Source organism: Streptomyces sp. NPDC059994, from assembly GCF_042737755.1.
GTDB lineage: Bacteria > Actinomycetota > Actinomycetes > Streptomycetales > Streptomycetaceae > Streptomyces.
In genome coordinates, this window is sequence record NZ_JBHWUR010000014.1 from 1 (window position 1) to 13,888 (window position 13,888).

Annotated in this window: 11 protein-coding genes; 7 read left to right on the plus strand and 4 right to left on the minus strand. The window is 72.6% G+C overall.

What is annotated here, in order from left to right; all coding sequences use genetic code 11:
* From ACFWA7_RS10365 to ACFWA7_RS10375, 3 genes are all read left to right on the plus strand, one after another.
* Positions 1 to 1,074, plus strand: a 1,074-nt coding sequence (locus tag ACFWA7_RS10365; RefSeq protein WP_385822215.1) for a protein phosphatase 2C domain-containing protein, incomplete at its 5' end; no start/stop codon positions are given.
* A gap of 28 nt (positions 1,075 to 1,102) precedes the next feature.
* Positions 1,103 to 2,845, plus strand: a complete 1,743-nt coding sequence (locus ACFWA7_RS10370) for a pyruvate dehydrogenase (RefSeq protein ID WP_385822217.1) — start codon at positions 1,103 to 1,105, stop codon at positions 2,843 to 2,845.
* A 375-nt stretch (positions 2,846 to 3,220) separates the two neighbouring features.
* The gene (locus ACFWA7_RS10375; protein ID WP_385822219.1) at positions 3,221 to 3,688 is read left to right on the plus strand and encodes an ATP-binding protein; all 468 of its coding nucleotides are present in this window, start codon (positions 3,221 to 3,223) and stop codon (positions 3,686 to 3,688) included.
* 12 nt (positions 3,689 to 3,700) lie between these two features.
* Here ACFWA7_RS10375 and ACFWA7_RS10380 read toward each other — a convergent pair whose 3' ends face one another.
* A complete protein-coding gene (locus ACFWA7_RS10380; RefSeq protein WP_385822221.1) occupies positions 3,701 to 4,765 on the minus strand; it encodes a DUF2637 domain-containing protein in 1,065 nt (354 codons plus the stop codon).
* A 193-nt stretch (positions 4,766 to 4,958) separates the two neighbouring features.
* Positions 4,959 to 5,795 (minus strand): (2Fe-2S)-binding protein, encoded by an 837-nt coding sequence (locus ACFWA7_RS10385; protein WP_385822224.1) that lies wholly within the window; start codon positions 5,793 to 5,795, stop codon positions 4,959 to 4,961.
* A 125-nt stretch (positions 5,796 to 5,920) separates the two neighbouring features.
* Here ACFWA7_RS10385 and ACFWA7_RS10390 point away from each other — a divergent pair, with 125 nt between their 5' ends.
* Positions 5,921 to 6,712, plus strand: coding sequence for a GntR family transcriptional regulator (locus ACFWA7_RS10390; protein WP_385539433.1), 792 nt, complete (start codon positions 5,921 to 5,923; stop codon positions 6,710 to 6,712).
* 171 nt (positions 6,713 to 6,883) lie between these two features.
* Here the strand turns inward: ACFWA7_RS10390 and ACFWA7_RS10395 are convergent, their stop codons facing one another.
* Together ACFWA7_RS10395 and ACFWA7_RS10400 are read right to left on the minus strand one after the other, a co-directional pair.
* On the minus strand, positions 6,884 to 7,660 hold the full coding sequence (locus ACFWA7_RS10395; RefSeq protein WP_385539431.1) for a hypothetical protein: 777 nt from the start codon (positions 7,658 to 7,660) through the stop codon (positions 6,884 to 6,886).
* Between the two features lie 190 nt (positions 7,661 to 7,850).
* Entirely contained in the window at positions 7,851 to 9,524 is a 1,674-nt protein-coding gene (locus tag ACFWA7_RS10400; RefSeq protein ID WP_385539430.1) for a PucR family transcriptional regulator, read from the minus strand.
* A gap of 258 nt (positions 9,525 to 9,782) precedes the next feature.
* Here ACFWA7_RS10400 and ACFWA7_RS10405 point away from each other — a divergent pair, with 258 nt between their 5' ends.
* Genes ACFWA7_RS10405 through ACFWA7_RS10415 form a run of 3 tightly spaced genes read left to right on the plus strand, consistent with a single transcriptional unit; the run spans position 9,783 to position 13,668 of the window.
* A complete protein-coding gene (locus ACFWA7_RS10405; RefSeq protein WP_385822227.1) occupies positions 9,783 to 10,673 on the plus strand; it encodes an FAD binding domain-containing protein in 891 nt (296 codons plus the stop codon).
* Between the two features lie 2 nt (positions 10,674 to 10,675).
* Positions 10,676 to 11,269, plus strand: coding sequence for a (2Fe-2S)-binding protein (locus ACFWA7_RS10410; RefSeq protein WP_385539426.1), 594 nt, complete (start codon positions 10,676 to 10,678; stop codon positions 11,267 to 11,269).
* Positions 11,270 to 11,274: 5 nt separating this feature from the next.
* A complete protein-coding gene (locus ACFWA7_RS10415) occupies positions 11,275 to 13,668 on the plus strand; it encodes a xanthine dehydrogenase family protein molybdopterin-binding subunit (RefSeq protein WP_385539424.1) in 2,394 nt (797 codons plus the stop codon).
* Positions 13,669 to 13,888 lie beyond the last annotated feature (220 nt).

Genomic DNA, 13,888 nt, shown 5'->3' on the forward strand with positions numbered 1-13,888 from the left:
GCCCGGACCGCGGCCGGGCCGTCGGAGCCCCGGCCCGCCCAGCCGCCACCGGCCCCGCCCGAGGCGGCCCCCGAACCGCCGCCGCCCCCCTCACCCCGGCCCCATGTCGGCCATGTGGGGGACCGGCCGCCCACCTACGACGCCGAGCCCACCGCGCTGCCGAACGCACGGCCCGACGGCCTGGCCGAACTCGTCGCGGACACGGTCCTCGACGGCGCCCGGTACGGGGCGTACGTGCTGCGCGCCGCCTCCGTACGCGGCGACTCGGCCCGCTACCGGGGCGAGCCCCGGCGTGACGCCCTGCTCACCGCCCGGTTCGGGCACGGTGAGAACGCGCTGGTCCTGGTGGCCGTCGCCAGCGGTATGCGGGCCTTCGAGGGCGCGCACCTCGCCGCCGCCGACGCCTGCCGATGGATCGGCGGCGCCATCGGGCGCAGCCACGCCCGGCTCGCCGAGGACATCAGGGCCGGGCGCCGGGGCGACCTCAAGTCCGGGCTGCACCGGCTCACCGACCGCAGCTACGGCAGACTGCGCGCCCGCGCCGCCGAGCTGGGCGCGGAGCCCGAGGAGTACACGGCGGGCCTGCGCTGTCTGCTGCTCTCCACCGACCCCGGCTGCCGCACCCGGGTCTTCTTCGGGGTCGGGCCCGGCGGCCTGTTCCGGCTGCGCGCGGGCGTCTGGCAGGACATCGAGCCCGCCCCGCCCGAGCCGGGCGAGGTCAGCGGCGAGCCCGTCGTCGGGTTCGGCTCGCCGCCCTCCGAGACCCCGGAGGGCGACCGGCTCACCATGGACCTGCAGACCGTGGAGCCCGCCCGCCCGTACATCGGCCCGCCGCCCCCGCCCGCCGAACCGTTCCGCTTCCGTGCCTCGGTCGCCCGCCCGGGCGACACCCTGCTGCTGTGCAGCGGCGGGCTCGCCGAGCCGCTGCGGGGCGAGCCCGCGCTGGCGAAGGAGCTGGCCGAGCGGTGGGCCGGGGGTGAGCCGCCCGGGCTCGCCGCGTTCCTCGCGGACGCCCAGCTGAGGGTGAAGGGGTACGCCGACGACCGTACGGCGATCGCCGTCTGGGAGGCGTGAGGCGGCGGCCCGTGGATGAATGGGAGCCATGGCCAAACAGAACGTGGCGGAGCAGTTCGTGGACATCCTCGCCCGCGCCGGGGTGCGGCGGATGTACGGCGTCGTCGGCGACAGCCTCAACCCCGTCGTCGACGCCATCCGGCGCACCTCCGCCATCGACTGGATCCAGGTCCGCCACGAGGAGGTCGCCGCCTTCGCGGCCGGCGCCGAGGCCCAGCTCACCGGCACCCTCGCGGCGTGCGCCGGATCCTGCGGCCCGGGCAACCTCCATCTGATCAACGGCCTCTACGACGCCCACCGCTCGATGGCCCCCGTCCTCGCCCTCGCCTCCCACATCCCCTCGTCGGAGATCGGCCTGGGCTACTTCCAGGAGACCCACCCCGACCAGCTCTTCCGCGAGTGCTCGCACTACTGCGAGCTCATCTCCAGCCCGAAACAGATGCCCCGGCTGCTCCAGACGGCCATCCAGCACGCGATCGGCCGGGGCGGCGTCAGCGTGGTCGCGCTCCCCGGCGACGTGGCCTCCGAGGCCGCCCCGGACAAGGCCGTCGAGCACGCGCTGGTCACCGCGCTGCCGTCGGTGCGCCCGGGCGACGCGGAGATCGAGAAGCTCGCCCGTCTGGTGGACGGGGCCAAACGCGTCACCCTCTTCTGCGGCAGCGGCACCGCGGGCGCCCACGCCGAGGTGATGGAGTTCGCCGAGCGGGTCAAGGCCCCGGTGGGGCACGCGCTGCGCGGCAAGGAGTGGATCCAGTACGACAACCCGTACGACGTCGGCATGAGCGGGCTGCTCGGCTACGGCGCCGCCTACGAGGCCACCCACGAGTGCGATCTGCTGATCCTCATCGGCACCGACTTCCCGTACAACGCCTTCTTGCCCGACGACGTCAAGATCGTGCAGATCGACGTCCGCCCCGAGCACCTCGGGCGGCGCTCCCAGCTCGATCTGGCCGTGTGGGGCGACGCCAAGGAGACGCTGCGCTGTCTGACCCCGCGGGTGAAGGCCAAGACCGACCGCCGCTTCCTCGACAAGATGCTGAAGAAGCACGCCGACGCGCTGGAGGGCGTCGTCAAGGCGTACACCCGCAAGGTCGAGAAGCACGTGCCGATCCACCCCGAGTACGTGGCCTCCGTACTCGACGAACTCGCTGACGACGACGCGGTGTTCACCGTCGACACCGGTATGTGCAACGTCTGGGCCGCCCGGTACATCTCGCCCAACGGCAGACGCCGGATCATCGGCTCGTTCAGCCACGGCTCGATGGCGAACGCCCTTCCGCAGGCGATCGGCGCCCAGTTCACCGACCGGCGCCGCCAGGTGATCTCGATGTCCGGCGACGGCGGGTTCTCCATGCTGATGGGCGACTTCCTGACCCTGGTCCAGTACGACCTGCCGGTGAAGATCGTCCTCTTCAACAACTCCTCGCTCGGCATGGTGGAGCTGGAGATGCTGGTGGCCGGGCTGCCGTCGTACGGGACGAGCAACCTCAACCCCGACTTCGCGGCGATCGCCCGCGCGGCCGGTGCGTACGGTGTGCGCGTCGAGAAGCCCAAGCAGCTCGCGGGCGCCCTCAAGGACGCCTTCAGGCACAAGGGGCCCGCTCTGGTCGACGTGGTCACCGACCCCAACGCGCTCTCCATCCCGCCGAAGATCAGCGCCGACATGGTGACCGGCTTCGCGCTCTCCGCGAGCAAGATCGTGCTGGACGGCGGGGTCGGCCGGATGCTCCAGATGGCCCGTTCCAACCTGCGCAACGTGCCTCGCCCATAAGGCCGTTCAGAGGGCCATAAGGCAGATGTCCACCCGGCCGTCTGGCGATGGGGTGATCCTCCATGGTCAGCGCGTCTCCCGACCCGGTGGCCGGAAGGCGGGCGCGACCGCGGGCGCGTCCGGCTGCGCCCGCGAGAATCCAGGGCCGGTGGCCCGCTCCACCCTGTGACTCACCTGTGGGTAAGGGGCGCTGCCATGGAGTGCCCTCCCCGCCCGCGATCCCCCCGCAGCCGGTCCGCGAGCCGTGGAACCGCTCCCGCCGCGAATTCCGTCGGTCGTTGAGGAATCACCATGCGTGACGGGGAGGCTGTGGGGCATGCATCCCGTGAGGGTGTTCGAGACGGAAAGGGACGTGACGACGTGCGGGTGGGGGCTATGACTGAGCGTCAGGGAGGGGGCGGGCCGGGGGCGACCGGGGCGTTCCGCGGAACGGGAGCGCGTGCGGTGCTCCATGGGCAGCTGCGGCGCAGGGTGGGGCGGTCGGACCTCACGGCGGTGCCGGAAGTGCGGCGCGCGCTGCGGGAGTTGCTGGGGCACTGGAAGCACCGGGGGCCGGCCGACGTGGCCGAGCTGCTCACCTGCGAGCTGGTGACCAACGCGCTCATACACACGGACCAGGGGGCGGTGGTGACGGCCACGCTCGCTCCGGCCGGACTCCGCGTCGAGGTGCACGACTTCACCCCGATGCTGCCCGGACCGTACGTACCGTCCGCCGACGACGGTACGCACGGCCGGGGGCTCCTGCTGGTGCAGGCGCTCGCGGACGCCTGGGGCATGCGCGCGCACGAGGCGGGCAAGGTCGTCTGGTTCGAGCTCGGCAGCGGGACGGCGCAGGGCCTCTGACGCCGTCCGCACTCAGCCGAACTGCTGCTCCAGATCCTTGAGTTTGCGCTCCAGGTGGTCCAGGCGCGGCAGCGTCTGGGTGTCGTCCTCGGCCGTGAGGTCGACGGTCCTGGACGCCCTCAGGGACTCAGCGTCCGTGACGGCCTGAAGTGAGGGCCGATTGCGAAGAGGCGGTGGTCCCGGCTCTGCTATGGCGGGCTCCGCGACAGCCTTCGGCTGCCCGGAGCCCGCACTCGTCGCCATGGACTGGACATCGACCTGGCGGCCGCCGGGCCGCACCCGGCCCAGGTTCCGGCCCTGGCGGCTGAGCGCCTTCAGATGCGCCCGCTCCAGCTTCTCCTGCTCGCGCCGGCGCAGCCGGGTCTGCTCCTTGGCGCGCCGGTCCTCGCGTACCTCCTCGACCGCCTCGTCCAGCGTCCGCACCCCCTCCAGGAGCATCAGCGACCAGGCGGCGAACGTCTCCCGGGGGGCCCGCAGCCACCGTACGATCCGGATCTGCGGCAGCGGACGGGGCACCAGGCCCTGTTCGCGCAGCGCCGCCACGCGGGTCTGCTTCAGCGCGCGGTCGAAGAGCACCGCCGCCGAGAGCGACATCCCGGCGAAGAACTGCGGGGCGCCCGCGTGGGCCATGCCGCGCGGCGCGTGCACCCAGTTGAACCAGGCGGCCGCGCCCGCGAACGTCCACACCAGCAGACGCGAGCCGAGCGCCGCGTCACCGTGGCTGGCCTCGCGCACGGCGAGCACCGAGCAGAACATGGCGGCGCCGTCGAGGCCGAACGGGACGAGGTACTCCCAGCCGTCCGTGAGGCCGAGGTTCTGCCGGCCGAAGCCGACCAGACCGTGGAAGGAGAGCGCGGCGGCGACGGCCGCGCAGCAGAACAGCAGCACATAGGAGGCGGTGCCGTAGACGGCTTCCTTCCGGCGGCGGCGTTCCTCGCTGCGTTCCCAGGTGTCGTCGCCGGAAGCGCTGTCACCGGAGCGCTTGCCGCGCGTGAGGACGACCAACGCCACGACGACCCCCACGATCATCACGCAGCTTGGAAGCAGCCAGTCCAGAGATATGTCGGTCAGTCGCATGCGGTGTCCCTTGAATCACGTAAGGCGTTCCGGGCGCCATAGTGCTCCTGCCGCACGGGGTCGCAGGCGTTTTCGGGGCAAGAGGCCGCCATTGGCGGTCAGTGGCATACGGATAGGTGCGATCTGCTCGAACTGGCGTTGCATTGAACCGAGTTGAGTTCGAATTCGGCTCACCCGGACGAGTGGCGTGGATTCAGGACGCGGCACTCAGCTTGGCCACCCGGTCGGCGTCGCGGGTACGCGGACAGGTGACACAGGTGTCCTCGGGGCGCAGGGTGTAGAAGAGGCAGCAGCTGGCCCGGTCGCGGGTCGGCAGCGGCTCGCCCGCCGGACCGCTCAGCTCACGGAAGCCGGCGGCGCCGACGTACGGCTTGGTCGAGCCCGGCAGCAGCAGCTCCAGCTCGCCCATCGCCCGCCGCTCCTCGCCGAGCAGCGCCGCCACGTACCAGAGCCCCTCGACGACCTCGTCGGTCGCCATGCCCCACAGCGCCCGCCGGCCGCGCCGCATCCGGGGTCCGAAGCCGTCCAGCACCGGGCCCAGGTGCTCGGCGACGGCCGCGCGGACCTCGGCGCGCAGCGCCTCCTCGTCCGGGACGACCCGTGCGCCGGGCAGCGCGGCCGCCGGGTCCCCGGGCAGGCACGCGAACTCCCGCACCCGCACGGTCAGCCGTCCCAGCGTGCGCTGGAAGGACACGTCCTCGACGGGCACGCGCGGCACCCGGCGGTGCAGAAACCACGGCACCGTGATGAGCAGACAGGCGGGCCAGGCGTAGCGGTGGAAGCCGAAGGAGGCGATGACGTCGGGCCGGGCCCGCTGCCCGTAGTCGCGCAGGACCTGCTCGTCGTCCCAGCCGAGGAAGGCGTCCAGGGCGTCCCCGCCGCCGGCGAGCTGGTCCGCGCCGACCCAGCCGGGGGAGCCGGGAGCCTGCTCGCCGTCCGCGAGCTCGTGGACCCTGACGCCGGGGTAGACGCCGGCGAGGCGCGCGTAGGACGCGGCCAGAGGGCTCGGGAGCAGCGTGGACACAGTCATCCAGGGACCACCGAATCACGATCGTTTGCAGGTAAGGCTTACCTTAGCGGATGCGCGCGATGTTTGAACTGTCGCTTTGTCCGCCTATGGTGCTGGGGGAATACCGAGCGGTAGGAGGGTCTGGGGTGGAGCAGGGCAGAGCACGCGAGACGGCGGTGCCGCCGTTCGGGTCTCCCCGTGTGCCCGCACAGGCCCGGGTGGAGGGCGATCCCTTCACGGTCGTACGGGACCCGGCGCCGGAGGCCGTACGGGGTGAGCACACCCACAGTGAGCCGCCCGCGCCCCAGGTCCGGCAGGTCCGCCGGCATTCCGTACGCGGCCAGATCCTGGAGGCGCTGCGGGCCGCGCTGGTCGACGGTGAGCTGGTGCCGGGCGAGGTGTACTCCGCGCCGGTGCTCGGCGAGCGGTTCGGTGTCTCGGCCACCCCGGTGCGCGAGGCGATGCAGCGGCTGGCCTCCGAGGGCGCCGTCGAGGTCGTCCCGAACCGGGGCTTCCGGGTCACCGAGCGCGGTCCGCGCGAGCTGGCCGAGCTGGCCGAGGTGCGCGCCCTGATCGAGGTGCCGGTGATGCTGCGGCTCGCCCGGTCCGTGCCCGCCGCCCGCTGGGCCGAGCTGCGGCCGCTCGCCGAGGCGACCACCCAGGCGGCGGCGGTCGGTGACCGGGCGGGCTACGCCGAGTCGGACCGCGCGTTCCACCGCGCGGTCCTCGCGCTCGCCGGGAACCGGCAGCTGCTCCAGGTGGCCGAGGATCTCCACCGGCGCTCGCAGTGGCCGCTGACGGCTGCGCCGGTCGCCCGTCAGGGCGAGCTGGTCGCGGATGCGGCGGAGCACTTGGCGCTGCTGGACGCGCTGATCGCGCGGGACTTGACGGTGGTTCAGTCCTTGGTGCGGGAGCACTTCACGGGATCTGCGCTTTAGCGCTGCGCGGTGGGTGCGGGTCCGTCGTGGCTGGTCGCGCCCACGCGGCGGAGCCGCACATGTCACAGCCCCGCGCCCCATCCCCTGGGCGCCCCGCAGGGGCGCATTCAGGGGCGCGGGGAACTGCGCGACCAGCCCCCACCGGCCCGCAGACAAAGACGCGCCCAGTCGTCACGTGGCCGCCGGCGTCGGCGTCAGATGGCTCGCCAGCCACGTGGGTACCCCGCCGAGCAGCCGGAAAAGCCGCGCGGCCTCCGTGCGCAGGCGGGCCGCCTCCGGCTCCGGCTCCGCCTCGGCCAGGGCCGCGAGTGCCGGGGCCGTGCCGACCAGGTAGCCCAGCTCCTCGCGGATCCTCAGCGACTCCGCGAAGCCGTGCCGCGCCTCCGCCAACTCCCCGTCGCGCAGGGCGAGTCCGGCCAGATGGCGCCAGGTGAAGGAGAGCAGCAGCGTGTCGCCGTGCGCGGTGGCGCCCGCGTGGGCGCGGCGGTAGGCGGCGCGGGCCGCCTGCGGCGCGTCCGCCACGTTCTCGGCGAGCAGGCCCCGGCGGAAGTCGAGCAGCGCGCGGCTCCGCGCGGCGGGGGCGATCAGCGCGGCCGCCCGGCCCAGCGCCGAACGGGCCTCGTCGGCGCGGTCGCGCACCCCGAGCAGTGTGGACGCGTACGCGAGCTGGCCGCGCTCGCACGCGGCCGCGCCGCGCTCCTCGTCGTCCCCGGCCACCGCCTCGGCGCCGCGCAGCGCCTCCTCGGCCTCGGCCCAGCCGTCCCCGGTGTACAGACAGCGCTCGGTGAGCAGCGCGGCCCGCTGGAGCGCCGCGGCGGGCTCGGCGCCGTGCGGTTCGAGCAGGGCGGCCGCGTCCGTCCAGCATCCGCGTGAGCGCAGCCGCCATACCGCAACCTGGAGCGGATGGAGCGGATCCCCGTTCTCTGCAGTCGTTCCGGAATCAGACATGGCGGAGTACGCCACGTTGCCCTCCCCGAGCGCGCCATTGAGCCGTTGAGTCCGAGCTGTTGAGTCGTGGGCGAATCTCAGCACGGATTGGCACGCCGGGCCAAGGGCCACGCGTGAATTCCTTCACAAACGGCGAATTGCGGCGCGTCCAGGTGGTGTTCCGGCCTGGTCGCGCCGTCCGCGCGCCCCCTCAGCTCATCCGCAGGGCCAGGAAGAAGTCCAGTTTGTCCTCCAGGCGCGAAAGATCACGACCTGTCAGTTGCTCGATCCGGCCGACCCGGTAGCGCAAGGTGTTGACGTGCAGATGCAGTCGCGTGGCGCAGCGGGTCCAGGAGCCGTCGCAGTCGAGGAACGCCTCCAGGGTCGGGATGAGCTCGGCCCGGTGCCGCTGGTCGTAGTCGCGCAGCGGATCGAGCAGCCGGGCCGTGAAGGCGCGGCGCACGTCGTCCGGGACGAACGGCAGCAGCAGGACGTGCGAGGCCAGCTCGTGGTGGCCGGCCGCGCAGACCCGGCCCGGGCGGGCGGCGGCGACCCGGCGGGCGTGCCGGGCCTCCTCCAGGGCGCCGCGCAGCCCCTCCGCCGAGTGCACGGCTGCGCTGACACCGAGTGTCAGGCGCCCGTCGTCGGCGAGGCCCGCCGAGAGCGGCGCCTGGACCGCGGCGAGCAGCGCGTCCGCGTGCAGCCCGGCGTCCGTGTCCTCGCCGACCGAGGGCAGCGGCACCAGCGCGATCGCCTCGTCGCCCGCGTGGGCGACCGCGATCCGGTCCGAGGAGTCGGAGCCCGACACGGCCGGGTCGACCAGTATTTCCTCCAGGAGCGCCTGGGCGACCGGGCCGCCCGCGACCTCCGCGGCGGTGGCCGCCGACTGGCTCCAGTCGACCCGGGCCACGATCACCTGCCAGTGCGGCGCCGAGCCGAGGCCCGGCAGCAGCACGGGGGCGGCGACCCGCAGCCGGGCCGCGATCTCGGCGGGGGCGGCGCCGGTCTGCACCAGCTCCAGGACCTCCTGGGCGAGCCGGCGGCGTACCGTACGGGCCGCGTCGCGGCGGTCGCGCTCCACGGCGATGAGCTGGGTGACGCCCTGGAGCAGATCGAGCCGGGCGGCGGGCCAGTCGCCCGCGTCCGCCTCCACGGCCAGCAGCCAGTCCGACAGGACCGTCTCGCGCACATCGCGGGCGGCCGGGGCGGCCCCGCGCCCGCTGTGGCGGATCGGGAACAGCGAGTACGTGGTGCCGTGGACCACGGCCCGGTGCGGGCCCCGGCGGCCGGTGCGGGTCGCGCCGAGGTGTTCACCCGCCAGAGTGGCGCCGACGGCCGCGGGGAGCGGCTCGCCCGCGCCCGCGATCTGCCGGCCGGTGGGGGAGAGCACCCAGGCCCGCAGGTCCAGGTCGGAGCCGAGCAGGTCCAGGACGACCTCGGGGCCGCCGCCCGCCGGGCCGGAGGTCATCAGGCGCCGGTGCCGGTCGACCACGGCCGCCAGGTCCCCGGCCCGCTCGCCGGAGACCTGGCGCACCACGTGCTCGGTGATGGTGGCGAAGGCTACCGACTCGTTCACCGCGAACAGCGGCAGCCGGTGCTGTGTACACGCACGGATCAGGTCATCCGGGATCGCGCCCAGCTCGGCCTCGCCGGCCGCCAGGCCGACCACCCCGGCTCCGGCCAGGATCCGTACGAATGGCTCGGAATCGTCGGCGTCGCGGCGCCAGGCGAGGCCGGTGAGGACCAGCTCGCCGCCGGAGAGATAGCGGCTCGGATCGCGCAGGTCGGTGGTCATCACACCGCGTACGGCGCGGTCCAGCTCGTCCTCGCCGCCGAGCAGCCGCAGCCCCAGCGCGTCGGTCTCCAGAAGTGCGCGAAGCCGCATCGCGTGTCGCCGCCGATCTGTCTTGTTGTTGCCGGTGGAAAGCGGTGGGGTAACCGAGCACCGCCTTTCATACGAATCTACAAGACGTAGATGGAGACCAGCCAACTCCTTCATGGTTTCGGTGACTGCACCCGGCGGAGTGAGGCTTGTGTACTGGGGCCACACAGCGTCAACAGCACATGAACGACTTCCTAGCCGAGGGCCGGCCGTCTCCGGGACCCGCGCGAACGACCCCGATTGAGAAGAAGAGAGCCACTCATGGACTTCCTTCGCCCCGCCAGCTGGGAGGAGGCGCTCGCCGCCAAGGCCGAGCACCCCACGGCTGTGCCCATTGCGGGTGGCACCGATGTGATGGTCGAGATCAACTTCGACCACCGCCGGCCCGAGTACCTTCTGGACCTGAACCGCATCGAGCTGCTGCGCGCGTGGGAGACCGGCGAGGAGACCGTACGGCTCGGCGCGTCCGTGTCGTACACCGAGATCATGGAGAACCTGCGGGCGGAGCTGCCGGGCCTGGCGCTCGCCTCGCACACCGTCGCCTCCCCGCAGATCCGCAACCGCGGCGGCGTCGGCGGCAACCTCGGCACGGCCTCGCCCGCCGGTGACGCCCACCCGGCGCTGCTCGCCGCGGGCGCCGAGGTCGAGGTGGAGTCGGTGCGCGGGTCCCGGCTCATCCCGATCGACGAGTTCTACACCGGTGTAAAGCGCAACGCGATGGCGCCGGACGAGCTCATCAAGACCGTCCACATCAAGAAGGCGGACGGCCCCCAGCAGTACTCCAAGGTCGGCACCCGCAACGCGATGGTCATCGCGGTCTGCGCCTTCGGCCTGGCGCTGCACCCGGAGACCCGCACGGTCCGCACCGGCATCGGCTCGGCCGCCCCGACCCCGGTGCGCGCCACCGCCGCCGAGGAGTTCCTGAACGCCGCGCTCGACGAGGGCGGCTTCTGGGAGAGCGGCAAGATCATCACCCCTGCGATCGCCAAGCAGTTCGCGGAGCTCGCCTCCGCCTCCTGCAACCCGATCGACGACGTACGAGGCACTGCCAAGTACCGCCGGCACGCCGTGGGCATCATGGCCCGCCGCACGCTCGGCTGGACCTGGGAGCAGTACCGCGGCACCGGCCGCTCGCTTGAAGGAGCTGCATAACCATGCGCGTCAATTTCACGGTCAATGGCCGCAAGCAGGAAGCCGACGACGTCTGGGAGGGCGAGAGCCTTCTCTACGTGCTGCGCGAGCGCATGGGTCTGCCGGGTTCGAAGAACGCCTGTGAGCAGGGCGAGTGCGGCTCCTGCACGGTCCGCCTCGACGGCGTGCCGGTCTGTTCGTGTCTGGTCGCGGCCGGTCAGGTCGAGGGCCGCGAGGTCGTCACCGTCGAGGGCCTGGCCGACTACGCCAGGCATCGGGAAGCCGCCCACCCGGGCGGCTCCTGCGCCGCCGGCTCCTGCGGCACCTCCGTCGACACCGCCCGGCGCCGGCAGGCCAAGCCGCTGGACGGCCAGCCTGGAGAGGCGGGCGCCCTTTCCCCGATCCAGCAGGCGTTCATCGACGCCGGCGCCGTCCAGTGCGGTTTCTGCACCCCGGGCCTGCTCGTCGCCGCCGACGAGCTCCTGGAGCGCAACGCCTCCCCGTCCGACCAGGACATCCGCGAGGCCCTCTCCGGCAACCTCTGCCGCTGCACCGGTTACGAGAAGATCCTCGACGCGGTCCGCCTCGCGGCCGCCCGTCAGGAAGAGGCGGTCTGACGATCATGGCCACCACTGGTACTCCCACCAACATCACCCAGGGTTCCAAGACCAAGGGCGGCATCGGCGAGTCGACGCTGCGCCCGGACGGCACCCTCAAGGTCACCGGTGAGTTCGCGTACTCCTCGGACATGTGGCACGAGGACATGCTCTGGGGCCAGACGCTCCGCTCCACGGTCGCCCACGCCGAGATCAGGTCCATCGACATCTCCGAGGCCGTCGCGATGCCCGGCGTCTACGCCGTGCTGACCTACGACGACCTGCCGGCCGCGATGAAGAACTACGGCCTGGAGATCCAGGACACCCCGGTCCTGGCCCACGGCAAGGTCCGCCACCACGGCGAGCCGGTGGCCCTGGTCGCCGCCGACCACCCGGAGACCGCCCGCCGCGCCGCCGCCAAGATCAAGATCGAGTACGTGGAGCTGCCGGTCATCACGGACGAGGCGTCCGCGACGGCCCCCGACGCGATCCTGGTCCACGAGGGCCGCGACGACCACCACATCGGTCACGTCCCGCACCCCAACATCGTGCACCGCCAGCCGATCGTGCGCGGCGACGCCGACGAGGCCGCCAGGCGCGCCGACGTCATCGTCAGGGGCGAGTACACCTTCGGCATGCAGGACCAGGCCTTCCTCGGCCCGGAGTCCGGCCTCGCCGTGCCGTCCGAGGACGGCGGCGTCGAGCTGTACGTGGCCACCCAGTGGCTGCACTCGGACCTCAAGCAGATCGCCCCGGTCCTCGGCCTGCCCGAGGAGAAGGTCCGTATGACGCTCTCCGGCGTCGGCGGTGCCTTCGGCGGCCGCGAGGACATCTCGATGCAGATCCACGCCTGTCTGCTGGCGCTGCGCACCGGCAAGCCGGTCAAGATCGTCTACAACCGGTTCGAGTCCTTCTTCGGCCACGTCCACCGGCACCCGGCGAAGCTCTACTACGAGCACGGCGCCACCAAGGACGGCAAGCTCACGCACATGAAGTGCAAGATCGTCCTGGACGGCGGCGCCTACGCGTCGGCCTCCCCGGCGGTCGTCGGCAACGCCTCCTCGCTCTCGGTCGGCCCGTATGTCATCGACGACGTCGACATCGAGGCCATCGCGCTCTACACCAACAACCCGCCCTGCGGCGCCATGCGCGGCTTCGGCGCGGTCCAGGCGTGCTTCGCGTACGAGGCGCAGATGGACAAGCTGGCGGCGAAGCTGGGCATCGACCCCGTCGAGTTCCGCCAGCTGAACGCCATGGAGCAGGGCACCCTGCTGCCGACCGGGCAGCCGGTCGACTCCCCGGCCCCGGTGGCCGAGCTCCTGCGCCGCGTCAAGGCCCGTCCGCTGCCGCCCGAGCAGCAGTGGGTGACCGCCGGCGAGCAGGCCGACGTGCGCGCCCTGCCCGGCGGCCTGTCCAACACCACGCACGGCGAAGGTGTCGTACGGGGCGTCGGCTACGCGGTCGGCATAAAGAACGTCGGCTTCTCCGAGGGCTTCGACGACTACTCCACCGCCAAGGTGCGCATGGAGGTCGTGGGCGGCCAGCCGGTCGCGACCGTGCACACCGCGATGGCGGAGGTCGGCCAGGGCGGTGTCACCGTCCACGCGCAGATCGCCCGTACCGAGCTCGGCGTCACGCAGGTGACCATCCACCCGGCCGACACCCAGGTCGGCTCCGCCGGCTCCACGTCGGCCTCGCGCCAGACGTACGTCACCGGCGGCGCGGTCAAGAACACCTGCGAGCACGTCCGTGAGGCCGTCCTGGAGATCGGCCGCCGCAAGTTCGGCTCCTACCACCCGGCCTGGGCCACCGCCGAGCTCCTCCTGGAGGGCGGCAAGGTCGTCACCGACGGCGGCGAGGTCCTCGCGGACCTGGCCGACGTGCTGGAGGACGAGGCGGTGGAGCTGGAGCTGGAGTGGCGCCACCGTCCCACCGAGGCGTTCGACCTGCGCACCGGCCAGGGCAACGGCCACGTCCAGTACTCGTTCGCCGCGCACCGCGCGGTCGTCGAGGTGGACACCGAGCTCGGACTGGTGAAGGTCGTCGAGCTCTCGGTCGCCCAGGACGTCGGCAAGGCGCTCAACCCGCTGTCCGTCGTCGGCCAGATCCAGGGTGGCACCACCCAGGGCCTGGGCGTGGCGGTCATGGAGGAGATCATCGTCGACCCGAAGACCGCGAAGGTGCGCAACCCCTCCTTCACGGACTACCTCATCCCCACCATCCTCGACACGCCGACCATCCCGGTCGACGTGCTCGAACTGGCCGACGAGCACGCCCCGTACGGGCTGCGCGGCATCGGCGAGGCACCGACCCTCTCGTCCACCCCGGCCGTCCTCGCGGCGATCCGGAACGCGACGGGTCTGGAGCTGAACAGGACCCCGGTCCGCCCCGAGCACCTGACGGGCACCGAGTCGTCCTGACCCCCTGAACCCTCCGGGCGGTGCGTGCCTTCCCAGGAACGTCACACTTCCGAACCGCCCGAACCGCCCGAACCGCCCGGAGCACAGAAGTACCGCACCGCTCGCGGTCCTTCACCACCGCACCACCGGCACCACCAGGCAGTACCGAACGAGCAGTACCCGAATGACCAGCACCATCCCGTACCGCGGTACCGGAACCGGTACCCCCGCAGTACGCGGA

What these genes read in the sequence shown, in the direction of transcription:
- ACFWA7_RS10370 (WP_385822217.1), top strand. Translation starts at nt 1,103, where the DNA reads ATGGCCAAACAGAACGTGGCGGAGCAGTTCGTGGACATCCTCGCCCGC.
- ACFWA7_RS10375 (WP_385822219.1), top strand. Translation starts at nt 3,221, where the DNA reads ATGACTGAGCGTCAGGGAGGGGGCGGGCCGGGGGCGACCGGGGCGTTC.
- ACFWA7_RS10380 (WP_385822221.1), bottom strand. Translation starts at nt 4,765, where the DNA reads ATGCGACTGACCGACATATCTCTGGACTGGCTGCTTCCAAGCTGCGTG.
- ACFWA7_RS10385 (WP_385822224.1), bottom strand. Translation starts at nt 5,795, where the DNA reads ATGACTGTGTCCACGCTGCTCCCGAGCCCTCTGGCCGCGTCCTACGCG.
- ACFWA7_RS10395 (WP_385539431.1), bottom strand. Translation starts at nt 7,660, where the DNA reads ATGTCTGATTCCGGAACGACTGCAGAGAACGGGGATCCGCTCCATCCG.
- ACFWA7_RS10400 (WP_385539430.1), bottom strand. Translation starts at nt 9,524, where the DNA reads ATGCGGCTTCGCGCACTTCTGGAGACCGACGCGCTGGGGCTGCGGCTG.
- ACFWA7_RS10405 (WP_385822227.1), top strand. Translation starts at nt 9,783, where the DNA reads ATGGACTTCCTTCGCCCCGCCAGCTGGGAGGAGGCGCTCGCCGCCAAG.
- ACFWA7_RS10410 (WP_385539426.1), top strand. Translation starts at nt 10,676, where the DNA reads ATGCGCGTCAATTTCACGGTCAATGGCCGCAAGCAGGAAGCCGACGAC.
- ACFWA7_RS10415 (WP_385539424.1), top strand. Translation starts at nt 11,275, where the DNA reads ATGGCCACCACTGGTACTCCCACCAACATCACCCAGGGTTCCAAGACC.